The 19,333-nt window shown below is 64.9% G+C and carries 34 protein-coding genes; 29 read left to right on the top strand and 5 right to left on the bottom strand.

The window, feature by feature from the left end; all coding sequences use genetic code 11:
- Window positions 1-5 precede the first annotated feature (5 nt).
- The 4 genes from BLV94_RS13755 to BLV94_RS13735 form a co-directional block, all read right to left on the bottom strand.
- Entirely contained in the window at window positions 6-854 is an 849-nt protein-coding gene (locus tag BLV94_RS13755; RefSeq protein WP_072945688.1) for an ABC transporter permease, read from the bottom strand.
- A complete protein-coding gene (locus BLV94_RS13750) occupies window positions 851-1,666 on the bottom strand; it encodes an ABC transporter permease (protein ID WP_072945690.1) in 816 nt (271 codons plus the stop codon). Before BLV94_RS13750 ends, BLV94_RS13755 begins: the two co-directional genes overlap by 4 nt.
- Entirely contained in the window at window positions 1,663-2,631 is a 969-nt protein-coding gene (locus BLV94_RS13745) for an ATP-binding cassette domain-containing protein (protein WP_072945692.1), read from the bottom strand. The genes BLV94_RS13750 and BLV94_RS13745 overlap by 4 nt, the downstream gene beginning before the upstream one ends.
- 358 nt (window positions 2,632-2,989) lie before the next feature.
- Window positions 2,990-3,466, bottom strand: a complete 477-nt coding sequence (locus tag BLV94_RS13735) for a hotdog fold domain-containing protein (RefSeq protein WP_072945697.1) — start codon at window positions 3,464-3,466, stop codon at window positions 2,990-2,992.
- A 465-nt stretch (window positions 3,467-3,931) separates the two neighbouring features.
- Here BLV94_RS13735 and rpsJ point away from each other — a divergent pair, with 465 nt between their 5' ends.
- The 24 genes from rpsJ to map all read left to right on the top strand — a co-directional run bounded on the left by rpsJ (window position 3,932) and on the right by map (window position 16,504).
- Window positions 3,932-4,237: a 30S ribosomal protein S10 gene (rpsJ, locus tag BLV94_RS13730; protein WP_003938093.1), complete on the top strand. Its 306-nt coding sequence runs from the start codon at window positions 3,932-3,934 to the stop codon at window positions 4,235-4,237.
- 20 nt (window positions 4,238-4,257) lie between these two features.
- Window positions 4,258-4,914, top strand: a complete 657-nt coding sequence (gene rplC / locus BLV94_RS13725; protein WP_009479366.1) for a 50S ribosomal protein L3 — start codon at window positions 4,258-4,260, stop codon at window positions 4,912-4,914.
- Window positions 4,911-5,600 (top strand): 50S ribosomal protein L4, encoded by a 690-nt coding sequence (rplD, locus tag BLV94_RS13720; RefSeq protein WP_072945699.1) that lies wholly within the window; start codon window positions 4,911-4,913, stop codon window positions 5,598-5,600. The genes rplC and rplD overlap by 4 nt, the downstream gene beginning before the upstream one ends.
- Complete coding sequence (rplW, locus tag BLV94_RS13715) at window positions 5,597-5,902, top strand: 50S ribosomal protein L23 (RefSeq protein WP_005239632.1); 306 nt, start codon at window positions 5,597-5,599, stop codon at window positions 5,900-5,902. Before rplD ends, rplW begins: the two co-directional genes overlap by 4 nt.
- A gap of 39 nt (window positions 5,903-5,941) precedes the next feature.
- Window positions 5,942-6,778: a 50S ribosomal protein L2 gene (gene rplB, locus BLV94_RS13710; RefSeq protein WP_015889918.1), complete on the top strand. Its 837-nt coding sequence runs from the start codon at window positions 5,942-5,944 to the stop codon at window positions 6,776-6,778.
- Window positions 6,779-6,791: 13 nt separating this feature from the next.
- On the top strand, window positions 6,792-7,073 hold the full coding sequence (gene rpsS, locus BLV94_RS13705; protein ID WP_003940820.1) for a 30S ribosomal protein S19: 282 nt from the start codon (window positions 6,792-6,794) through the stop codon (window positions 7,071-7,073).
- The gene (gene rplV, locus BLV94_RS13700; RefSeq protein ID WP_005239634.1) at window positions 7,070-7,474 is read left to right on the top strand and encodes a 50S ribosomal protein L22; all 405 of its coding nucleotides are present in this window, start codon (window positions 7,070-7,072) and stop codon (window positions 7,472-7,474) included. The genes rpsS and rplV overlap by 4 nt, the downstream gene beginning before the upstream one ends.
- Complete coding sequence (rpsC, locus tag BLV94_RS13695) at window positions 7,474-8,280, top strand: 30S ribosomal protein S3 (RefSeq protein ID WP_005239635.1); 807 nt, start codon at window positions 7,474-7,476, stop codon at window positions 8,278-8,280. Before rplV ends, rpsC begins: the two co-directional genes overlap by 1 nt.
- A 3-nt stretch (window positions 8,281-8,283) precedes the next feature.
- The gene (rplP, locus tag BLV94_RS13690; protein ID WP_005239636.1) at window positions 8,284-8,700 is read left to right on the top strand and encodes a 50S ribosomal protein L16; all 417 of its coding nucleotides are present in this window, start codon (window positions 8,284-8,286) and stop codon (window positions 8,698-8,700) included.
- Window positions 8,700-8,936, top strand: coding sequence for a 50S ribosomal protein L29 (gene rpmC / locus BLV94_RS13685; protein WP_005239637.1), 237 nt, complete (start codon window positions 8,700-8,702; stop codon window positions 8,934-8,936). Before rplP ends, rpmC begins: the two co-directional genes overlap by 1 nt.
- On the top strand, window positions 8,933-9,214 hold the full coding sequence (rpsQ, locus tag BLV94_RS13680) for a 30S ribosomal protein S17 (protein ID WP_005239638.1): 282 nt from the start codon (window positions 8,933-8,935) through the stop codon (window positions 9,212-9,214). Before rpmC ends, rpsQ begins: the two co-directional genes overlap by 4 nt.
- 170 nt (window positions 9,215-9,384) lie before the next feature.
- The gene (rplN, locus tag BLV94_RS13675; RefSeq protein WP_005239639.1) at window positions 9,385-9,753 is read left to right on the top strand and encodes a 50S ribosomal protein L14; all 369 of its coding nucleotides are present in this window, start codon (window positions 9,385-9,387) and stop codon (window positions 9,751-9,753) included.
- Window positions 9,753-10,070, top strand: a complete 318-nt coding sequence (rplX, locus tag BLV94_RS13670) for a 50S ribosomal protein L24 (protein WP_005239640.1) — start codon at window positions 9,753-9,755, stop codon at window positions 10,068-10,070. The genes rplN and rplX overlap by 1 nt, the downstream gene beginning before the upstream one ends.
- 1 nt (window position 10,071) lies before the next feature.
- On the top strand, window positions 10,072-10,638 hold the full coding sequence (gene rplE, locus BLV94_RS13665; RefSeq protein WP_005239642.1) for a 50S ribosomal protein L5: 567 nt from the start codon (window positions 10,072-10,074) through the stop codon (window positions 10,636-10,638).
- A gap of 4 nt (window positions 10,639-10,642) precedes the next feature.
- Window positions 10,643-10,828, top strand: coding sequence for a type Z 30S ribosomal protein S14 (locus tag BLV94_RS13660; RefSeq protein WP_005239644.1), 186 nt, complete (start codon window positions 10,643-10,645; stop codon window positions 10,826-10,828).
- A gap of 152 nt (window positions 10,829-10,980) precedes the next feature.
- Window positions 10,981-11,379 carry a 30S ribosomal protein S8 gene (gene rpsH / locus BLV94_RS13655; RefSeq protein WP_005239657.1) on the top strand — a complete coding sequence of 133 codons (399 nt, stop codon included), beginning with the start codon at window positions 10,981-10,983 and terminating at the stop codon, window positions 11,377-11,379.
- Window positions 11,380-11,393: 14 nt separating this feature from the next.
- Window positions 11,394-11,933 (top strand): 50S ribosomal protein L6, encoded by a 540-nt coding sequence (gene rplF / locus BLV94_RS13650; protein WP_009479371.1) that lies wholly within the window; start codon window positions 11,394-11,396, stop codon window positions 11,931-11,933.
- A 1-nt stretch (window position 11,934) separates the two neighbouring features.
- Window positions 11,935-12,342, top strand: coding sequence for a 50S ribosomal protein L18 (gene rplR, locus BLV94_RS13645; RefSeq protein ID WP_072945701.1), 408 nt, complete (start codon window positions 11,935-11,937; stop codon window positions 12,340-12,342).
- A 37-nt stretch (window positions 12,343-12,379) separates the two neighbouring features.
- Window positions 12,380-13,036 carry a 30S ribosomal protein S5 gene (rpsE, locus tag BLV94_RS13640; protein WP_072945703.1) on the top strand — a complete coding sequence of 219 codons (657 nt, stop codon included), beginning with the start codon at window positions 12,380-12,382 and terminating at the stop codon, window positions 13,034-13,036.
- Entirely contained in the window at window positions 13,036-13,215 is a 180-nt protein-coding gene (gene rpmD / locus BLV94_RS13635; protein ID WP_005253859.1) for a 50S ribosomal protein L30, read from the top strand. Before rpsE ends, rpmD begins: the two co-directional genes overlap by 1 nt.
- 2 nt (window positions 13,216-13,217) lie before the next feature.
- Window positions 13,218-13,661 (top strand): 50S ribosomal protein L15, encoded by a 444-nt coding sequence (gene rplO, locus BLV94_RS13630; protein ID WP_005239667.1) that lies wholly within the window; start codon window positions 13,218-13,220, stop codon window positions 13,659-13,661.
- Between the two features lie 190 nt (window positions 13,662-13,851).
- Window positions 13,852-15,165 (top strand): preprotein translocase subunit SecY, encoded by a 1,314-nt coding sequence (gene secY / locus BLV94_RS13625; protein ID WP_072945705.1) that lies wholly within the window; start codon window positions 13,852-13,854, stop codon window positions 15,163-15,165.
- Entirely contained in the window at window positions 15,162-15,707 is a 546-nt protein-coding gene (locus BLV94_RS13620) for an adenylate kinase (RefSeq protein WP_072945707.1), read from the top strand. The genes secY and BLV94_RS13620 overlap by 4 nt, the downstream gene beginning before the upstream one ends.
- The gene (map, locus tag BLV94_RS13615) at window positions 15,707-16,504 is read left to right on the top strand and encodes a type I methionyl aminopeptidase (protein WP_072945709.1); all 798 of its coding nucleotides are present in this window, start codon (window positions 15,707-15,709) and stop codon (window positions 16,502-16,504) included. The genes BLV94_RS13620 and map overlap by 1 nt, the downstream gene beginning before the upstream one ends.
- Before the next feature lie 21 nt (window positions 16,505-16,525).
- Here the strand turns inward: map and dtd are convergent, their stop codons facing one another.
- Window positions 16,526-16,963, bottom strand: a complete 438-nt coding sequence (gene dtd, locus BLV94_RS13610; protein ID WP_072945822.1) for a D-aminoacyl-tRNA deacylase — start codon at window positions 16,961-16,963, stop codon at window positions 16,526-16,528.
- 265 nt (window positions 16,964-17,228) lie between these two features.
- Here dtd and infA point away from each other — a divergent pair, with 265 nt between their 5' ends.
- The 5 genes from infA (at window position 17,229) to rpsD (ending at window position 19,287) form a co-directional block, all read left to right on the top strand.
- Window positions 17,229-17,450 carry a translation initiation factor IF-1 gene (gene infA, locus BLV94_RS13605; RefSeq protein ID WP_003418601.1) on the top strand — a complete coding sequence of 74 codons (222 nt, stop codon included), beginning with the start codon at window positions 17,229-17,231 and terminating at the stop codon, window positions 17,448-17,450.
- 87 nt (window positions 17,451-17,537) lie between these two features.
- The gene (rpmJ, locus tag BLV94_RS13600; protein WP_003938068.1) at window positions 17,538-17,651 is read left to right on the top strand and encodes a 50S ribosomal protein L36; all 114 of its coding nucleotides are present in this window, start codon (window positions 17,538-17,540) and stop codon (window positions 17,649-17,651) included.
- Between the two features lie 220 nt (window positions 17,652-17,871).
- On the top strand, window positions 17,872-18,246 hold the full coding sequence (gene rpsM / locus BLV94_RS13595) for a 30S ribosomal protein S13 (protein ID WP_005239677.1): 375 nt from the start codon (window positions 17,872-17,874) through the stop codon (window positions 18,244-18,246).
- Window positions 18,246-18,659 carry a 30S ribosomal protein S11 gene (rpsK, locus tag BLV94_RS13590; RefSeq protein WP_009479376.1) on the top strand — a complete coding sequence of 138 codons (414 nt, stop codon included), beginning with the start codon at window positions 18,246-18,248 and terminating at the stop codon, window positions 18,657-18,659. Before rpsM ends, rpsK begins: the two co-directional genes overlap by 1 nt.
- A gap of 22 nt (window positions 18,660-18,681) precedes the next feature.
- Window positions 18,682-19,287, top strand: coding sequence for a 30S ribosomal protein S4 (gene rpsD / locus BLV94_RS13585; RefSeq protein WP_005239683.1), 606 nt, complete (start codon window positions 18,682-18,684; stop codon window positions 19,285-19,287).
- Window positions 19,288-19,333 lie beyond the last annotated feature (46 nt).

The raw sequence follows: 19,333 nt of genomic DNA, 5'->3' as shown, positions 1-19,333 counted from the left end.
GGTTGCTACGCCGGGTTGCCCGCGGCCCGGCGGTAACCGCGCACCGCGGGGTAGGTGAAGATCAGCAGACCGCCGACCGACCACGCGATCGTCTTCAGCAGAGGTTCCGCGACGGGACCGCCCATCGACAGTCCCTTCATCGCGTCGATCGCGCAGGACATCGGCTGGTTCTCGACGAACGGCTGGAGCCAGGTGGGATAGGCGCCGGTGGGCACGAACCCGGAGTTGAAGAACAGCAGGAGGGTGCACAGCAGGGAGAGAATCTCGACGAGTGGCGCCTTCGCCGCGTTGACCGCGAGGGCCGTCACCATCGTCGCGAAACTCACCCCGAACAGCAGCGGCAGCAACATCAGGGCGATGCCGGCGAGAATGCCCTGGTTGAACCGGAACCCGATGGCGAAACCGACCGCGATGATCAGCACGGTGGTGAGCACGATCCGCACGGATTCGGCCATGAGACGGCTGAGCAGGCCCGACGCGCGGTGCACGGGCAGCACCCAGAAACGGCTCAGGAGCCCGTCCGCCCATTCCTTCTTCAATGACAGACCGCCCGCGATGGAACCGAACATCGCGCCGACGAGCGTGATCATCGGAACGGTCCCGAAGACACTGTTCACGCCGGTGGCCTTGGTGATCGAAATCCCGAGCACCGCCCAGAACATCAGCAACATCAACGCCGGGTACACGATCGCCTGCAGCATCGTGTACGGGTCCCGGGCCCAGCGAAGCAGAAGGCGCTTGGTCTGCAGCAGGCTGTGCGAGAACAGCGCGGTGAGAGAGTTCTCCGGGTGGGGTTCGATCACCTCCGGAAACGTCACCGTCGCCGGTGAGTCGGATCGGTACTCGGTGGTCATCCGCGCCTCACATTCGACCAGATCGACAACGGAATGAAGACCAGCGCCAGCCCGCCGCACCACAACAGGGTGGGTGTCAGCTGGTGGAACGTGATGGTGCCATCCGTCATGGCACGCATGGACGTGGAGAACTGCGAGATGGGCTGATTGCGCACGAAGCCCTGCGCCCACTCGGGGAACTGCGTCACCGGAACGAAACCGGAGGAGAACATGCCGAGGATCAGCTGGGGGAGCGTCAGCGCCTGACTGGTGACCTCGGGACTGCGGGTGAGGGTGCCGAGGGCGTCGGCGCCCGTCGTGAGGGTGAACCCGATCAGCATCGCCAGCCCGCAGAACGCCGCGGTCATCCCCAGTCCGCCGGAGAACCGGAAGCCGATCGCGTATCCGTAGCCGATCGCGGCGACGAGTGAGATCGTCGAGTGCACGAGGCACGCGGTCATGCGCGCCGTCAGGGGGACCGCCGCCTTGACCGGCATCGTCTGGAACCGGGAATTCATGCCGTTCGACGCCTCGGTGGCCGCGCGGTGTGCCGCCGAGATCGCGGTGAACGCCATCGCCTGCAGGACGATGATCGGCATGACGAACTGTGCGTAGTCGATGCCCTGGAACTTCATCACCAGACGCAGCGGCAGATAGAAGCCGATGGTGAAGATCAACGGCGCCAGCACTGCGATGAAGAACTGGCCGAACACCCACATCGTGTGCAGATTCCGCTGGGACAGCGCAATCCACTGCTGGACGCTCGACGGGTGCGGCCGCCGGTGCTTACCTTCGAGGGTGCGCTCGAATCCGAGCTGGGCGGGCGCCGTCACGACGGCAGGCTCTCGTCGACGCGGACGTGGCCGGTAAGTGAGAGGAACACGTCGTCGAGGGACGGGCGCCGCAGGGCGATGTCGGCGAGTGTGACCCCGGCGAGGTCGAGTCGGCGAAGAACCTCGGCAAGGGTCTGGGCGCCGTGCTCGGCGGGAATCGACAACCGGTCGGTGCCTTCCTCGATGACCCGGCCGGGTGGGCACAGGCTCGTGAGGATCTCCCGGACGCGTGGCAGGTCGTCGAGGCTGACCGGGACGACCTCGCAGTAGCTTCCGCCGGTCCGGGCCTTCAACTCGTCCGCCGTGCCCTCGGCGATCACGGTGCCCTTGTCGATCACGACGATGTTGTCGCTGAGGAGGTCGGCCTCCTCGAGGTACTGCGTCGTCAGCAGGATCGTGATGCCCTGCTCCTTCAGCGCGGACACCAGGGACCACACGCCCTGGCGGCTGCGAGGGTCGAGGCCGGTGGTCGGCTCGTCGAGGAACACGACCTCGGGACGGATCACGAGGCCGCAGGCGATGTCGACGCGCCGGCGCATACCGCCGGAATACCCGGACACCTTCCGGTCACCCGCGTCGAGCAGATCGAACTGCGTCAGCAGATCCTGCGCGCGCGATTTCGCGGACGCCTTGGGCAGGCCCATCAGCCGGCCGAACAGCACGAGATTCTCGCGCCCGGTCAGCGACTCGTCCAGTGCGGCGTACTGACCCGTCATCATGATGCTGCGACGGACGTCGGCCGACTCCTCGACCACGTCGTGCCCGGCGACGAATGCGCGGCCCGCATCGGGGCGCAGCAACGTCGACAGCACGTTGACGGTGGTGGTCTTCCCAGCGCCGTTGGGGCCCAGGATGCCCAGCACCGTGCCGCGGGGCACCTCGAAGCTGACACCCCGCAACGCTGCTACGTCTCCGAAGGATTTCTCGATTCCCTCGACAAGAACGGCGGTGTCAGGTGCTGGCATGTCCTCGAGTATGTCACGCGAAGAGGGCGATCAAAGCAGACCGGCGAAGACCTCCCCGCCCGCGGAACACGGACTGAAATCTTGTGTAACGGGTCGAGACAGGTCCGCGATAAATGCCGGACGTCTGTACCACTTCGGCCCCGGCGGCCGCGGTGGAATCGATCCCGTCCGGCCGGAAGATCGTGCTGTGCCGCGACGTTCCGGATCCGAGCAAGTGCCACAGGGCAATTCGGGTCGCCGCCGCGACCGCCGGACCGAATGTGAGCTTCGACATGCGCCTTTCGCGTCCCCGTCGGATGCGCGCCGACCCGTAGCCGGTCGCTCCTGCTACTTCTGTCCCTGTCTACTTCTGTCCTTACTACTCAGGGGTGACCCACGTCGTGATGTCGGCGTGGACCACCTCGGCTCCCCGGCGGTCGAGGATGCGCACGGGCACGACCACGTCGGTGCCCGCGGTGATCGCGCCGAAGTCCGGCAGTTCTGTCAGTTCCGCGACGGCGCGCAGCGGGCCGTTCGCCTTGGCGAGGTAGTCGACGGTCATCGACTTCGGGATCCACCGGTGGGTCGACGGCACGGTCGCCTCGGACAGCATGCCCATGGCGGCCTCGGCGAGGTTGCACGCGGCGATCGCATGGAACGTGCCCAGGTGGTTGCGGACGCCCCACCACTTGGGCGCCCGCACCTCGCAACGGCCCGGCCGCATCTCGACGACGCGGGGGAGCACCGAACCGAAGTAGGGGACGCGGATGCACATGCCGACGGAGAACAACGCGTGTCCGAGCGCGTTGTCGGGGAGCTTCTGCCAGGCGGCGTAAGTGGGGCTCGAGGGTGTCATGCCCAGATATTACTTGAAAGTAAGTTTCAGGCCCGGCGAGAGTGATCGAGCCCGGTTTGATCTCTTCTGCCCGGTACGGCATACTGGTCGGGTTGCCTTGTCTGGGACGCGATCGTTTGCGGCCCGAAACAGGTGGGGTGAAACGTCGCGGTGTAGATCGAATGACCTGCTCGCGGCCACATGCAAGACGGAAGCAGTACCTACTGGCACTCGAAACGAGTGCATCCGGTACGCGTTCCCGGCCCGAAGAGCTGAAAAGTTGCGGGTCGGAGAATGAGTGGGAGGGCGACACGCCCGACCGCGTGTACCGGAGAACCATGACAGATGAACAGCGGCAGCGGATCGGGTGTGTCCCGGTCGCCTAGCGTTCGGACAGTTGCGGCCCAGGTAAGGGACTGTGCAGACGAGGTAGTTCGGCCCGACTCGGGTGGGACTACGAAACGCGGCAAGAAAAGGACACTAAGCGTGGCGGGACAGAAGATCCGCATCAGGCTCAAGGCCTACGACCATGAGGCGATCGACGCGTCAGCGCGCAAGATCGTCGAGACGGTGACCCGTACCGGGGCCCGCGTCGTTGGACCCGTGCCGTTGCCGACCGAAAAGAACGTGTACTGCGTCATCCGCTCGCCGCACAAGTACAAGGACTCGCGCGAGCACTTCGAGATGCGTACTCACAAGCGGCTTATCGACATCCTCGACCCGACGCCCAAGACGGTTGACGCGCTCATGCGCATCGACCTTCCGGCCAGCGTCGACGTCAACATTCAGTGAGCGCGGCGGAGACAAAAACAATGACTGATACCAAGATCAAGGGAATCCTGGGCACCAAGCTCGGCATGACCCAGGTCTTCGACGAGAACAACCGGGTCGTTCCGGTCACCGTCGTGAAGGCCGGACCGAACGTCGTGACCCAGATTCGTACCGAAGAGCGTGACGGCTACAGCGCCGTGCAGCTCGCGTTCGGCGCCATCGACCCGCGCAAGGTGAACAAGCCGACTTCCGGCCAGTTCGCCAAGGCCGGCGTCACCCCGCGCCGCCACGTTGTGGAGCTCCGCGTTGCCGACACCTCGGAGTACGAGGTCGGCCAGGAACTTACCGCCGAGGTCTTCGAGGACGGCGCCTACGTCGACGTCACCGGAACCAGCAAGGGTAAGGGCTTCGCCGGAACCATGAAGCGCCACGGCTTCGCCGGTCAGGGTGCATCGCACGGTGCACAGGCCGTTCACCGTCGCCCCGGTTCCATCGGTGGTTGCGCCACTCCGGGCCGCGTGTTCAAGGGCATGCGCATGTCCGGCCGCATGGGTAGCGACCGCATCACGACGCAGAACCTCTCCGTTCACAAGGTGGACGCCGAGAACGGCCTGCTGCTGATCAAGGGTGCGATCCCCGGCCGCAAGGGTGGCCTCGTGATCGTCAAGAGTGCAGTGAAGGGTGGTGCACGAGCATGACCAGCACCGAGACATCGACGACCAAGCTGACGCTGGACGTCAAGGTCGCCGGCGGCAAGACCAACGGCACCGTCGATCTCCCCGCGGAGATCTTCGACGCGCCTGCCAACATCGCGCTTCTTCACCAGGTTGTCGTCGCGCAGCTCGCCGCTGCACGTCAGGGCACCCACTCCACCAAGACCCGCGGCGAGGTTCGCGGCGGTGGCAAGAAGCCGTACCGCCAGAAGGGCACCGGCCGCGCTCGTCAGGGCTCGACCCGTGCACCGCAGTTCGCCGGCGGTGGCACCGTTCACGGCCCGCAGCCGCGCGACTACAGCCAGCGGACCCCCAAGAAGATGAAGGCCGCCGCCCTGCGCGGAGCCCTCTCCGACCGGGCCCGCAACGAGCGCATCCACGTGATCACCGAACTGGTCGCCGGTCAGACTCCGTCCACGAAGTCCGCCCGCACCTTCCTCGGCGAGATCTCGGATCGCAAGAAGGTCCTGCTCGTCGTCGGACGCGCGGACATCGCGGCCTGGAAGAGCGTCCAGAATCTGGACGGCGTGCACCCCATCGCACCCGACCAGCTCAACACCTACGACGTGCTCAACAGCGATGACGTCGTGTTCAGCGTCGAGGCGCTCAACGCATTCATCCACGGGCCCGCCGAGACCGCCCAGGAAGAGAACAAGGAGGAGGGCAAGTGAGCACCATCGCCGATCCCCGCGACATCCTGCTCGCCCCGGTCATCTCCGAGAAGTCCTACGGACTGATCGAGGAAGGCACCTACACCTTCCTGGTGCACCCGGACTCGAACAAGACGCAGATCAAGATTGCCGTCGAGAAGATCTTCGGCGTCACCGTGACCAGCGTCAACACCGCCAACCGTCAGGGCAAGCGCAAGCGGACCCGGTTCGGTTACGGCAAGCGCAAGGACACCAAGCGCGCGCTCGTGACCCTCTCGGCCGACAGCAAGCCCATCGAGATCTTCGGAGGACCGGTCGCGTAAGCGCCGGGACTTGACGAGACATAGAGGACGAGAAGACTCATGGCAATCCGTAAGTACAAGCCGACTACCCCGGGCCGTCGTGGCTCGAGCGTCTCGGACTTCGCCGAGATCACTCGGTCGACCCCCGAGAAGTCGCTGGTTCGCCCGCTCCACGGACGCGGTGGACGTAACGCACACGGTCGTATCACCACCCGGCACAAGGGTGGCGGACACAAGCGCGCCTACCGGCTGATCGATTTCCGTCGCAACGACAAGGACGGCGTGCCGGCCAAGGTCGCTCACATCGAGTACGACCCCAACCGCACCGCGCGTATCGCCCTGCTGCACTACGCGGACGGCGAGAAGCGCTACATCATCGCCCCCAAGGGCCTGTTCCAGGGTGCACCGGTCGAGTCCGGTGCCGGCGCCGACATCAAGCCCGGCAACAACCTGCCCCTGCGCAACATCCCGACGGGTACGACCATCCACGCGGTGGAACTCCGCCCGGGTGGCGGCGCGAAGATGGCCCGCTCGGCCGGATCCAGCATCCAGCTGCTCGGTAAGGAAGGCACCTACGCCACGCTGCGTATGCCGTCCGGCGAAATCCGTCGAGTCGACGTTCGCTGCCGCGCCTCGATCGGTGAGGTCGGCAACGCCGAACAGTCGAACATCAACTGGGGCAAGGCCGGCCGTATGCGCTGGAAGGGCAAGCGCCCGACCGTCCGTGGTGTCGTGATGAACCCGGTCGACCACCCGCACGGTGGTGGTGAGGGTAAGACCTCCGGTGGTCGCCACCCGGTCAGCCCGTGGGGCAAGCCCGAGGGCCGCACCCGCAAGAACAAGGCGAGCGACAAGCTCATTGTCCGTCGTCGCCGTACCGGCAAGAACAAGCGCTAGGAGGGAGTGAAGGATGCCACGCAGCCTCAAGAAGGGCCCGTTCGTCGATGACCACCTCCTCGCGAAGGTGGACGTGCAGAACGAAAAGGGAACCAAGCAGGTCATCAAGACCTGGTCCCGTCGTTCCACGATCATCCCGGACTTCATCGGCCACACGTTTGCGGTTCACGACGGCCGCAAGCACGTCCCCGTGTTCGTTTCCGACTCGATGGTCGGACACAAGCTCGGAGAGTTTGCACCGACCCGCACGTTCAAGGGTCACATCAAGGATGATCGGAAGGCGAAGAGGCGATGAGCAACACCGAAACCGCCAACCCGACCGCCAAGGCAGTAGCGCGCCACGTGCGCGTCACGCCGATGAAGGCGCGTCGCGTTGTGGACCTGGTCCGCGGGCGTTCGGTTGAAGACGCCCTGAACATCCTGAAGTTCGCGCCGCAGGCAGCGAGCGAGCCGGTCGCCAAGGTGATCGCCTCCGCAGCGGCCAACGCCGAGAACAACCTCGACCTCGACCCGAGCACGCTTGTCGTCGCCACGGCGTTCGTGGACGAGGGCGCGACCCTCAAGCGGTTCCAGCCGCGTGCACAGGGACGTGCGTTCCGTATCCGCAAGCGCACCAGTCACATCACCGTGATCGTGGAGAGCCTGCCGAAGACCGGAACATCGACCCGTAATCGCCGGAAGGGAAGTGCTCAGTAGTGGGCCAGAAAATCAACCCGCACGGCTTCCGCCTCGGCATCACCACCGACTGGAAGTCTCGCTGGTACGCAGACAAGCAGTACGCGGAGTACGTCAAGGAAGACGTCGCGATCCGTAAGCTCCTCGCCACCGGCATGGAGCGCGCGGGCATCGCGAAGGTCGAGATCGAGCGCACGCGTGACCGTGTTCGTGTCGACATCCACACCGCCCGCCCGGGCATCGTCATCGGCCGCCGCGGCGCCGAAGCCGATCGCATCCGTTCCGAGCTCGAGAAGCTGACCGGCAAGCAGGTCCAGCTGAACATCCTCGAGGTCAAGAACGCCGAGGCCGAGGCTCAGCTCGTCGCACAGGGTGTGGCCGAGCAGCTCTCGAACCGTGTCGCCTTCCGTCGCGCGATGCGCAAGGCCATCCAGTCGGCCATGCGTCAGCCCAACGTCAAGGGAATCCGCGTTCAGTGCTCCGGTCGTCTCGGCGGCGCCGAGATGTCCCGGTCGGAGTTCTACCGCGAAGGCCGTGTGCCGCTGCACACGCTTCGCGCGGACATCGACTACGGCCTCTACGAGGCCAAGACCACCTTCGGCCGCATCGGCGTGAAGGTCTGGATCTACAAGGGCGACATCGTCGGTGGCAAGCGTGAGCTCGCCGCCAACGTGGCTGCTCCCGCAGGCGACCGCCCGCGGCGTGAGCGTCCGAGCCGTCCCCGTCGCTCCGGTGCCACCGGCACCACCGCGACCAGCACCGAGGCCGGCCGCGCAGCGACCGCCACCGCCGATGCACCCGCTACGACTGAACAGAAGGAGGGCTGACGCATGTTGATCCCACGGCGGGTCAAGCACCGCAAGCAGCACCATCCGAGCCGTTCGGGTGCCGCCAAGGGTGGAACCCAGGTGACCTTCGGTGACTACGGCATCCAGGCTCTCGAGCCCGCCTACATCACCAACCGGCAGATCGAGTCCGCTCGTATCGCCATGACCCGGCACATCAAGCGTGGCGGCAAGATCTGGATCAACATCTTCCCGGATCGCCCCCTCACCAAGAAGCCGGCCGAAACCCGCATGGGTTCCGGTAAGGGTTCGCCCGAGTGGTGGATCGCGAACGTCAAGCCCGGTCGCGTGATGTTCGAAATGAGCTACCCCAATGAGGAGATCGCTCGTGAGGCCCTGCGTCGCGCGATGCACAAGCTCCCGTGCAAGTGCCGGATCGTGACAAGGGAGGAGCAGTTCTGATGGCTACTGGAACCCCAGCCGCAGAGCTCCGCGAGCTCACCGAAGAAGAGCTGGTCACCCGGCTTCGTGAGTCGAAGGAAGAGCTGTTCAACCTTCGTTTCCAGATGGCCACGGGTCAGATGGACAACAACCGTCGACTGCGTACCGTCCGTCACGAGATCGCGCGCATCTACACCGTTCTGCGTGAGCGTGAGCTCGGGCTGGCCGTCGGTCCGGACGCAGGTGACGCGGCATGAGTGAGGAAAAAGCAGTGAGCACTGAAGAGCGCGGCAGCCGTAAGGTCCGCACCGGATACGTCGTCTCCGACAAGATGGAGAAGACGATCGTGGTCGAGCTCGAGGACCGGGTCAAGCACCCGCTCTACGGCAAGATCATCCGGCGCACCAGCAAGGTGAAGGCGCACGACGAGAACGGCGTCGCAGGCATCGGTGACCGCGTGCAGCTGATGGAGACCCGTCCGCTGTCCGCGACCAAGCACTGGCGTCTCGTCGAGGTCCTCGAGAAGGCCAAGTAAGAAACCGAATAATGCATCCAGTACGATGGTGGGGTTGCCTTGCGGCAGACGCACGGCAACCCCACCGTTGTGCCGCCCACCCGGGCGGCCCCTCTCGCAGGGCACGGGTGCAGACCGCGCACGTCGGGTCGGAAATCTGCCGTGCAACAGTCCAGGTCAAGGAGAAGTAAGTGATTCAGCAGGAGTCGCGGCTGCGCGTCGCCGACAACACGGGTGCCAAGGAGATTCTCTGCATCCGCGTTCTCGGTGGTTCGTCTCGCCGCTACGCCGGGATCGGTGACATCATCGTCGCCACCGTCAAGGACGCCATCCCGGGTGGAAACATCAAGAAGGGCGAGGTCGTCAAGGCCGTCATCGTCCGCACCACCAAGGAACGCCGCCGTCCGGACGGGTCGTACATCAAGTTCGACGAGAACGCCGCCGTCCTCATCAAGCCGGACAACGATCCCCGTGGCACCCGCATCTTCGGCCCCGTCGGCCGTGAGCTGCGTGAGAAGAAGTTCATGAAGATCGTCTCGCTCGCCCCGGAGGTGCTGTGATGAAGGTGCACAAGGGTGACACCGTGCTGGTCATCGCCGGCAAGGACAAGGGCGCGAAGGGCAAGGTCATCCAGGCCTACCCCGCGACCAACAAGGTCCTCGTCGAAGGCGTGAACCGCATCAAGAAGCACACCGCGGTTTCCGCGAACGAGCGCGGAGCTTCCTCCGGCGGCATCGTCACGCAGGAAGCCCCGATCCACGTTTCCAACGTCGCGGTCGTCGACTCGGACGGCAACCCCACTCGCGTGGGCTACCGGACCGACGAAGAGTCCGGCAAGCGCGTTCGGATTTCCCGGAAGAACGGGAAGGACATCTGACATGACCTCCACTGAGAACAAGATCCAGCCGCGCCTGAAGACTCGCTACCGCGAGGAGATCAAGGCTGCGCTGAACACCGAGTTCGACTACGCCAACGTGATGCAGATCCCCGGCGTCGTCAAGGTCGTCGTCAACATGGGTGTCGGTGACGCCGCGCGCGACGCCAAGCTGATCAACGGTGCCGTCAACGATCTCGCTCTGATCACCGGTCAGAAGCCCGAGATCCGCAAGGCACGCAAGTCCATCGCGCAGTTCAAGCTCCGCGAGGGAATGCCGATCGGTGCCCGCGTCACGCTGCGTGGCGACCGCATGTGGGAGTTCCTGGACCGTCTCGTGTCCGTCGCGCTTCCCCGCATCAGGGACTTCCGCGGCCTGTCGGGCAACCAGTTCGACGGCAACGGCAACTACACGTTCGGCCTGAACGAGCAGTCGATGTTCCACGAGATCGACGTGGACAAGATCGACCGCCCGCGCGGCATGGACATCACCGTGGTGACCACCGCGACCAACAACGAAGAAGGCCGTGCCCTGCTGAAGCACCTCGGCTTCCCGTTCAAGGAGAACTGAGCTAATGGCTAAGAAGGCATTGGTCAACAAGGCCAACAAGAAGCCCAAGTTCGCGGTGCGCGCCTACACCCGCTGCCAGCGCTGCGGCCGTCCGCACTCGGTGTTCCGCAAGTTCGGCCTGTGCCGAATCTGCGTCCGTGAGATGGCGCACGCCGGCGAGCTGCCCGGCGTTCACAAGAGCTCCTGGTGAGCCGGTGACGCCGTCGCCGCAACGGCGACGGCGTCACCCCCACAGACTTCCGGTTCGTAACCTCGGACCGGGAAACGTAAGACCTACTTCGCGATAGGCCTGCGCCGGAAACGGCAGAGGGAACCGTTGTGAGAAAGGTAGAGGTCAACCTCATGACCATGACCGACCCCATCGCAGACTTCTTGACACGTCTGCGCAACGCCAACACGGCGTACCACGATGAGGTGAAGTTGCCCCACTCGAAGATCAAGGCGAACATCGCCGAGATCCTCAAGCGCGAGGGTTACATCGCCGACTACCGCACCGAAGACGCCGAGGTGGGCAAGACCCTCATCGTCGACCTGAAGTACGGCCCGAGCCGTGAGCGCAGCCTTGCCGGCGTGCGCCGCGTCTCCAAGCCCGGTCTGCGTGTGTACGCGAAGTCCACCAACCTGCCCAAGGTTCTGGGCGGCCTCGGCGTGGCGATCATTTCCACGTCCACCGGCCTGCTCACCGATCGCCAGGCGGCCAATCAAGGAGTGGGCGGGGAAGTCCTCGCCTACGTCTGGTAAGGGAGGCCACCACAATGTCGCGTATTGGAAAGATTCCCGTCACCGTCCCCGGCGGCGTCGACGTCTCGATCGACGGCCAGGACGTCACGGTCAAGGGTCCCAAGGGCTCGCTGGCCCTCACGATCTCCGAGCCGATTGCCATTGCGAAGAACGACGACGGCACGCTCAGCGTGACCCGTCCGGACGACGAGCGTCGCAGCCGCGCGCTGCACGGTCTGTCTCGCACCCTGGTGCAGAACCTCATCACCGGTGTCACCGACGGTTACACCACCAAGATGGAGATTCACGGCGTCGGTTACCGCGTTGCTCTGAAGGGCAAGGACCTCGAGTTCGCACTCGGCTACAGCCACCCGGTCCCGATCGAGGCTCCGGAAGGCATCACCTTCGCGGTCGAGTCGCCCACCAAGTTCTCGGTGTCGGGCATCGACAAGCAGAAGGTCGGGCAGATCTCGGCCAACATCCGTCGTCTCCGTCGTCCGGACCCGTACAAGGGCAAGGGCGTGCGTTACGAGGGTGAGCAGATCCGCCGCAAGGTCGGAAAGACGGGTAAGTGATATGAGCCAGACTGCAAACCAGAAAGCCAAGCGGGTTCCGCTCGGCAAGGATGCGTCCACGAAGCGTCGCCTGTCGAAGGTGCGTCGTCACTTCCGTCTCCGCAAGAAGGTCTCCGGCACGCCCGAGCGTCCCCGCTTGGTCGTCAACCGGTCCTCGCGCCACATCCACGTCCAGCTCGTGGACGACCTCGCAGGCCACACCCTGGCCGCGGCGTCGACCACCGAGGCCGACGTGCGTGCAGCGGACGGCGACAAGAAGGCCCTCAGTGCGAAGGTCGGTCAGCTGATCGCCGAGCGCGCGAAGGCAGCCGGTGTCGAGACCGTCGTGTTCGACCACGGCGGACACGGCTACCACGGTCGCATCGCGGCCCTTGCGGACGCAGCTCGCGAAGGCGGGTTGAAGTTCTGATGACCAAGACCGAGTACATGAACGGAAGGACAGCCTGATGCCGGGACGTCAGAGGCGTGACGGCGGAAGCGGACCCGCCGGACAGAATGGCCCCAACACCGGGGACAACCGCGGCGGCGGCGACCGTCGTGGTGGCGGTCGCGACGATCGTCGCGGCGGACAGTCGGCCGAGAAGTCGAACCACATCGAGCGCGTCGTCACGATCAACCGCGTGTCGAAGGTCGTCAAGGGTGGTCGTCGCTTCAGCTTCACCGCTCTGGTGATCGTGGGCGACGGCAACGGACTGGTCGGCGTCGGCTACGGCAAGGCCAAGGAAGTTCCTGCGGCCATCCAGAAGGGCGTCGAGGAGGCTCGCAAGAGCTTCTTCCGCGTGCCGATGATCGGCAGCACCATCACGCACCCGATTCAGGGTGAGGCCGCAGCGGGCGTCGTCATGCTGCGTCCGGCAAGCCCCGGTACCGGTGTCATCGCCGGTGGCGCGGTGCGTGCCGTGCTGGAATGCGCCGGCATCCACGACATTCTGTCGAAGTCGCTCGGTAGCGACAACGCCATCAATGTTGTGCATGCGACCGTCGCTGCGCTCAAGGGCCTGCAGCGCCCCGAGGAAGTTGCCGCTCGCCGCGGTCTCGCCCTCGAGGACGTTGCCCCCGCCGGCATGCTGCGTGCGCGCGCACAGGCTGGGAGCGTGAAGTAATGGCCGAACTCAAGGTCACTCAGATCAAGAGCACCATCGGTACCAAGCAGAACCAGCGGAACTCGCTGCGCACCCTCGGCTTGAAGGGCATCCGTCAGACGGTTGTCCGCGAGGACAATGCCCAGAACCGCGGTCTGATCAACGTGGTGCGCCACCTCGTCACAGTTGAGGAGGTCTAACCATGACCATCAAACTGCATCACCTGCGCCCCGCGCCGGGAGCCAAGTCGGACAAGATTCGCGTCGGTCGTGGTGAAGGCGGCAAGCGCGGCAAGACCGCAGGTCGCGGCACGAAGGGCACCAAGGCCCGCAAGAACGTGCCCGCCGCCTTCGAGGGTGGACAGATGCCGCTGCACATGCGTCTGCCCAAGCTCAAGGGTTTCACCAACCCGTTCCGCACCGAGTACCAGGTCGTCAACGTCGGCGACATCGCCCGTCTGTTCCCCGAAGGTGGACAGGTCACGGTCGAGGACCTCGTTGCCAAGGGTGCCGTTCGCAAGAACCAGCTCGTCAAGGTTCTCGGCGACGGCGACCTGACTGTCGCCGTCCAGGTGACGGTCGACAAGTTCACCGGCTCCGCCAAGGAGAAGATCGCTGCTGCCGGTGGTACCGCCACCGAGCTGTGAGCTATCACCGCTAGCCAGTAGATGGCCGCAGTACAGCCTCGCGCTGTACTGCGGCCATTTGCGGCTGTACGGGAAGCACTGCCGCAGGTCTCCCAACTGTGCGTTCAGTTGCCACTGTTAGAGTTCTAGAGTTCATTCACGGACAAGTCGGTTACGACTTCGTCTCCCCACCGTCGTGCCAGGAGGATCTTTGCTTTCCGCCTTCGTCTCGGCCCTCAGGACCCCGGACCTGAGGCGGAAGATCCTCATCGCGCTCGGTCTCGTTGCGCTGTATCGCATCGGCGCGGTGATCCCGTCGCCGGGTGTCGACTACGGCAACGTCCGATCGTGCGTCGATCAGCTGTCGGGCGGCGACTCCGCGGGCATCTACTCGCTGATCAACCTGTTCTCCGGCGGTGCACTGCTGCAGCTGTCCATCTTCGCGATCGGCATCATGCCGTACATCACGGCCAGCATCATCGTCCAGCTGTTGACGGTCGTCATTCCGAAGTTCGAGGAACTCCGGAAGGAAGGCCAGTCCGGCCAGGCGAAGATGACGCAGTACACGCGCTATCTGTCGATCGCCCTGGCGATCCTGCAGGCCACCGGCATCGTGGCGCTCGCGTCGCGCGGCCAGCTGCTGCAGGGATGCCAGGAAGAGATCATCGCCGACAAGAGCATCTTCGGCCTCGTGATCATCGTGCTGGTCATGACCGCGGGCGCTGCCCTCGTCATGTGGTTCGGCGAGGTCATCACCGAGCGCGGCGTCGGCAACGGCATGTCGCTGCTGATCTTCTCGGGTATCGCGTCCCGCCTGCCGTCCGAGGGCAAGGCCATCCTGGACAGCCGCGGGGGACTGATCTTCGCGATCATCTGCGTCGCGGCGCTCGCCATCATCGCCGGCGTGGTCTTCGTCGAGCAGGGCCAGCGGCGCATCCCGGTGCAGTACGCCAAGCGCATGGTCGGCCGCAAGATGTACGGCGGTTCGTCGACGTACCTGCCGCTGAAGGTCAACCAGGCCGGCATCATCCCGGTCATCTTCGCGTCCTCGCTGCTGTACCTGCCGAACCTCATCGCGCAGCTCACCGGTGCCACGTCGTCCGCCGACCCCAGCTGGTGGCAGCGGATCATCAACGAGTACCTGGTGAATCCGAACAACCCGGTGTACATCGTGATCTACTTCGCGCTGATCGTGTTCTTCGTGTTCTTCTACGTCGCGATCACGTTCAATCCGGAAGAGCGCGCGGACGAGATGAAGAAGTTCGGCGGCTTCATCCCCGGTATCCGCCCGGGTCGCCCCACCGCGGACTACCTGAATTACGTGCTCAACCGCATCACCGTTCCCGGCTCGATCTACCTCGGCCTGATCGCGGTGCTGCCCCACTTCTTCCTGTCCGGAAGCCAGACCTCCAGCAGCATCTTCGGTGGTGCGGCCGTGCTGATTCTCGTCAGCGTCGCCCTGGACACGGTCAAGCAGATCGAAAGTCAATTGATGCAACGTAACTACGAAGGGTTCCTCAAGTGAGACTTGTCCTCCTTGGTCCTCCCGGTGCAGGCAAGGGCACCCAGGCCGCGATTCTGTCCGAGAAGCTCGGCGTCCCGCACATCTCCACGGGCGACCTGTTCCGCGCGAACATCGGCCAGGCCACCCCTCTCGGCCTCGAGGCGAAGAAGTACCTGGATGCCGGGGACCTGGTTCCCAGCGAGATCACCAACAACATGGTGAAGGCCCGCGTCGGCGAGCCCGATGCGGCCAACGGTTTCCTCCTGGATGGCTTTCCCCGGACCGTCGACCAGGCCCAGGCGCTCGAGGCGATCCTGGCCGAGCTGAACACCAAGCTCGACGCAGTGCTGTCGTTCATCGTCGACGAAGACGTCGTGGTCGAGCGGATGCTGGCCCGTGGCCGCGCCGACGACAAGGAGGACGTCATCCGCAACCGGCTCCGGGTGTACCGCGAGGAGACCGCGCCGCTGCTCGATTACTACAAGGAGCAGCTGGTGACCGTCGACGCCCTCGGTGAGGTCGATGAGGTCAACGCTCGCGCACTGGCAGCGCTGGGCAAGTAATGGGCTTCGGGCGTAAACGCAAGGTCGTTCCGTTCCGGACCGCGGGCGAGCTGGACGCGATGGCGGCCGCCGGTGCCATCGTCGGTGCGGCTCTCGTCGCGGTCCGCGAAGCGGCGAAGCCGGGTGTGAGCACGCTCGAACTCGACGAGGTGGCCGAGTCGGTCATCCGCGGCGCAGGCGCCGTGCCGTCGTTCAAGGGCTACCACGGGTTCAGCGGGTCGATCTGTTCGTCCGTGAACGATCGCGTGGTGCACGGGATTCCCTCGGCAGAAGACATTCTCGCCGAGGGAGACCTCGTCTCCATCGACTGCGGCGCCATTCTCGACGGCTGGCACGGCGATTCTGCGTGGACCTTCGGTGTCGGCGACATCATCGAAGCGGACCAGCAACTCAGCGAGGCCACCCGGCTGTCGATGGAGGCGGGCATCGCGGCCATGCTGGCCGGCAACCGGCTCACCGACATCTCGCATGCCATCGAACTCGGTACCCGCGCCGCCGAGGTCGCGCACGACCGCAAGTACGGCATCGTCGACGGCTACGGCGGTCACGGCATCGGCCGCGAAATGCACATGGAGCCGTTCCTCGCCAACGAGGGAGCCCCGGGCAAGGGACCCCAGCTGGTGGTCGGATCCGTTCTAGCGATCGAACCGATGCTGACCCTCGGGACCACGGATACCGTTGTCCTCGAGGATGATTGGACTGTCGTCACCACGGACGGCACTCGTGCCGCGCATTGGGAGCACACCGTCGCTGTCACCGAGGACGGACCGCGCATCCTCACCCTGCGTCCGGAGTAGCGAGCGCCCGCGGGCGCGGGCCTACACGTCGATCAGCAGCGTCACCGGACCGTCGTTGACGAGGCTGATCTCCATGTGTTCGCCGAACACACCCGTCTCGACGGTGGCGCCCAGCTCGCGCAGGGCGCCGGTGAATTCGTCCACCAGTGGTTCCGCCACGGGCCTCGGCGCCGCGGCGGACCAGGACGGGCGCCTGCCCCGGCGGGTGTCCGCCATCAGCGTGAACTGACTGGCGACGAGCACGGGGGCGTCGAGGTCGGCGGCGGACTGCTCGTTCTCCAGGATGCGCATGGTCCACACCTTCTTCGCGAGCAGAGCCGCCTTTGCCGCGTCGTCCGTGTGGGTGACGCCGACCAGGACGAGCAGCCCGTGGCCGCCGGCCGGGGGAGTGATCCGTCCCACCTCGTCGCCGTCGACCCGGACCGACGCGGACGTCACTCGCTGTACCAGGGCGCGCACGCACACCATCCTTCGAGTCGTGACCGGTGGGGTTCGGAAGCGGAATTCTCGCCGGGCGGGCGGGTCCGCCGGGGACCGCATTTGGCCTGGTGAGCAATTTCCCGTAACATGGATCAACGGTGCGCTATGCGTGCCGGTTGTCTGCGTGCCCAGTGCCGGATTCGATCCGGATTGTTCATGTTTCGGCCGGTGAAGATCCCATTGGGCGCCACGGTAACGGAAACAGATGCAATAAGCACGCCAAACCACATGGATCGCGGAGGATATGGCTAAGAAAGACGGGGCCATCGAGGTCGAGGGACGAGTAGTCGAGCCGCTGCCCAATGCGATGTTCCGCATTGAGCTCGAGAACGGCCACAAGGTTCTCGCCCACATCAGCGGAAAGATGCGTCAGCACTACATTCGCATCCTCCCGGAAGATCGCGTTGTCGTGGAGCTGTCGCCCTACGACTTGTCGCGCGGACGCATCGTTTACCGGTACAAGTAAAAGCTTCCCCGCCCGACCAGGTCGGGGAGAAGTACGTCCGCTGCGGATCTGCGTAGTGGGCTGCCACAAAACAGGAGATCAGAAGACGTGAAGGTTCAGCCGAGCGTCAAGAAGATCTGCGAAAAGTGCAAGGTGATCCGTCGTAACGGCCGGGTCATGGTGATCTGCGAGAACCTGCGCCACAAGCAGCGTCAGGGCTAGATCTCCGCTTTTCGAGGATCTGCTTGGCAACAAGCAAAGATGACCTCCCAGCACCAGCCAGTACCCACGGCTCTCGAGCAGGTACTGGTTCACCCCCGGCACGGAGGCCGGGGCCCCACTGAGTTAGTTGAAGCATCGCCGGTCGCGAGACCGCCGACGTTTGAAGAGGCACAGGGGATGGACTGGGAGCAGACCTCCGCACACCGATAGGAATGCCGACATGGCACGTCTCGCAGGTGTCGATCTTCCCCGTGAAAAGCGGATGGAGATCGCACTTACTTACATCTACGGCATCGGCCGTACCCGCTCCAAGGAGATCCTGGACGCCACCGGCGTCAGCCCGGATCTGCGGAGCAAGGATCTCTCGGACGAGGATCTGGCCAAGCTCCGCGAGTACATCGAGGAGTCGCTGAAGGTCGAGGGTGACCTTCGCCGCGAGGTCCAGGCCGACATCCGACGCAAGATCGAGATCGGCTGCTACCAGGGCTTGCGCCACCGTCGTGGTCTGCCCGTGCGTGGTCAGCGCACCAAGACCAACGCCCGCACCCGTAAGGGTCCGAAGCGCACCATTGCAGGCAAGAAGAAGGCGAAGTAATGCCCCCCAAGTCACGTGGCACCGGTCCGAAGAAGACCCAGAAGGCGCGTCGCAGGGACAAGAAGAACGTCCCGCACGGCGCCGCTCACATCAAGAGCACGTTCAACAACACCATCGTGTCCATCACGGACCCCGCCGGAAACGTGATTTCCTGGGCGTCCTCGGGACACGTCGGCTTCAAGGGTTCGCGTAAGTCGACCCCGTTCGCCGCCCAGCTGGCCGCAGAGAACGCAGCCCGCAAGGCGCAGGAGCACGGCGTCAAGAAGGTCGACGTCTTCGTCAAGGGCCCCGGCTCCGGCCGTGAGACCGCGATCCGCTCGCTTCAGGCCGCAGGCCTCGAGGTCGGCACCATCTCCGATGTCACCCCCCAGCCGCACAACGGCTGCCGTCCGCCCAAGCGGCGTCGGGTCTAGCGGGAAGGATAGGTAGAAAAAAATGGCACGTTATACCGGACCCATCACCCGCAAGTCGCGTCGTCTGCGCGTCGACCTCGTTGGAGGCGACCAGGCGTTCGAGCGTCGTCCCTACCCGCCGGGCCAGCACGGCCGCGCGCGGATCAAGGAGAGCGAGTACCTGCTCCAGCTGCAGGAGAAGCAGAAGGCTCGCTTCACCTACGGCGTCATGGAGAAGCAGTTCCGCCTGTACTACAAGGAGGCGAACAACCGCCCCGGTAAGACCGGTGAGAACCTGCTCCGCATCCTGGAGTCGCGTCTCGACAACGTCGTGTACCGCGCCGGACTGGCTCGCACCCGCCGCCAGGCCCGTCAGCTGGTCACGCACGGTCACCTTCTCGTGAACAACAAGAAGGTCGACATCCCCAGCTACCGCGTCTCGCAGTACGACATCATCGATGTCAAGGACAAGTCGCTGTCGACGCTTCCCTTCCAGGTTGCGCGCGAGACCCAGGGCGATCGCCCGATCCCGGGTTGGCTGCAGGTTGTCGGTGGACGTCTCCGGGTTCTGGTTCACCAGCTTCCCGAGCGTGCGCAGATCGACGTTCCTCTGCAGGAACAGCTCATCGTCGAGTACTACTCGAAGTAGGCCTGACGGCTCGTGCGCCTTTCCGGTAGTTCCGACTACCGGAAAG

Source organism: Rhodococcus koreensis (assembly GCF_900105905.1).
Classification (GTDB): domain Bacteria; phylum Actinomycetota; class Actinomycetes; order Mycobacteriales; family Mycobacteriaceae; genus Rhodococcus_F; species Rhodococcus_F koreensis.
Note: the sequence above shows the minus strand (reverse complement) of the source record. Positions and strands in the feature narration are given on the sequence as shown.

What these genes read in the sequence shown, in the direction of transcription:
- rpmC (WP_005239637.1), top strand. Translation starts at nt 8,700, where the DNA reads ATGGCTACTGGAACCCCAGCCGCAGAGCTCCGCGAGCTCACCGAAGAA.
- rpsD (WP_005239683.1), top strand. Translation starts at nt 18,682, where the DNA reads ATGGCACGTTATACCGGACCCATCACCCGCAAGTCGCGTCGTCTGCGC.
- infA (WP_003418601.1), top strand. Translation starts at nt 17,229, where the DNA reads ATGGCTAAGAAAGACGGGGCCATCGAGGTCGAGGGACGAGTAGTCGAG.
- rplC (WP_009479366.1), top strand. Translation starts at nt 4,258, where the DNA reads ATGACTGATACCAAGATCAAGGGAATCCTGGGCACCAAGCTCGGCATG.
- rplF (WP_009479371.1), top strand. Translation starts at nt 11,394, where the DNA reads ATGTCGCGTATTGGAAAGATTCCCGTCACCGTCCCCGGCGGCGTCGAC.
- rpsE (WP_072945703.1), top strand. Translation starts at nt 12,380, where the DNA reads ATGCCGGGACGTCAGAGGCGTGACGGCGGAAGCGGACCCGCCGGACAG.
- rplB (WP_015889918.1), top strand. Translation starts at nt 5,942, where the DNA reads ATGGCAATCCGTAAGTACAAGCCGACTACCCCGGGCCGTCGTGGCTCG.
- rpsS (WP_003940820.1), top strand. Translation starts at nt 6,792, where the DNA reads ATGCCACGCAGCCTCAAGAAGGGCCCGTTCGTCGATGACCACCTCCTC.
- rpsH (WP_005239657.1), top strand. Translation starts at nt 10,981, where the DNA reads ATGACCATGACCGACCCCATCGCAGACTTCTTGACACGTCTGCGCAAC.
- rpsK (WP_009479376.1), top strand. Translation starts at nt 18,246, where the DNA reads ATGCCCCCCAAGTCACGTGGCACCGGTCCGAAGAAGACCCAGAAGGCG.
- rplE (WP_005239642.1), top strand. Translation starts at nt 10,072, where the DNA reads ATGACCTCCACTGAGAACAAGATCCAGCCGCGCCTGAAGACTCGCTAC.
- rplD (WP_072945699.1), top strand. Translation starts at nt 4,911, where the DNA reads ATGACCAGCACCGAGACATCGACGACCAAGCTGACGCTGGACGTCAAG.
- rplV (WP_005239634.1), top strand. Translation starts at nt 7,070, where the DNA reads ATGAGCAACACCGAAACCGCCAACCCGACCGCCAAGGCAGTAGCGCGC.
- rplP (WP_005239636.1), top strand. Translation starts at nt 8,284, where the DNA reads ATGTTGATCCCACGGCGGGTCAAGCACCGCAAGCAGCACCATCCGAGC.
- rplR (WP_072945701.1), top strand. Translation starts at nt 11,935, where the DNA reads ATGAGCCAGACTGCAAACCAGAAAGCCAAGCGGGTTCCGCTCGGCAAG.
- BLV94_RS13735 (WP_072945697.1), bottom strand. Translation starts at nt 3,466, where the DNA reads ATGACACCCTCGAGCCCCACTTACGCCGCCTGGCAGAAGCTCCCCGAC.
- rpsQ (WP_005239638.1), top strand. Translation starts at nt 8,933, where the DNA reads ATGAGTGAGGAAAAAGCAGTGAGCACTGAAGAGCGCGGCAGCCGTAAG.
- rplX (WP_005239640.1), top strand. Translation starts at nt 9,753, where the DNA reads ATGAAGGTGCACAAGGGTGACACCGTGCTGGTCATCGCCGGCAAGGAC.
- map (WP_072945709.1), top strand. Translation starts at nt 15,707, where the DNA reads ATGGGCTTCGGGCGTAAACGCAAGGTCGTTCCGTTCCGGACCGCGGGC.
- rpmD (WP_005253859.1), top strand. Translation starts at nt 13,036, where the DNA reads ATGGCCGAACTCAAGGTCACTCAGATCAAGAGCACCATCGGTACCAAG.
- rpsM (WP_005239677.1), top strand. Translation starts at nt 17,872, where the DNA reads ATGGCACGTCTCGCAGGTGTCGATCTTCCCCGTGAAAAGCGGATGGAG.
- BLV94_RS13755 (WP_072945688.1), bottom strand. Translation starts at nt 854, where the DNA reads ATGACCACCGAGTACCGATCCGACTCACCGGCGACGGTGACGTTTCCG.
- BLV94_RS13745 (WP_072945692.1), bottom strand. Translation starts at nt 2,631, where the DNA reads ATGCCAGCACCTGACACCGCCGTTCTTGTCGAGGGAATCGAGAAATCC.
- rplO (WP_005239667.1), top strand. Translation starts at nt 13,218, where the DNA reads ATGACCATCAAACTGCATCACCTGCGCCCCGCGCCGGGAGCCAAGTCG.
- BLV94_RS13660 (WP_005239644.1), top strand. Translation starts at nt 10,643, where the DNA reads ATGGCTAAGAAGGCATTGGTCAACAAGGCCAACAAGAAGCCCAAGTTC.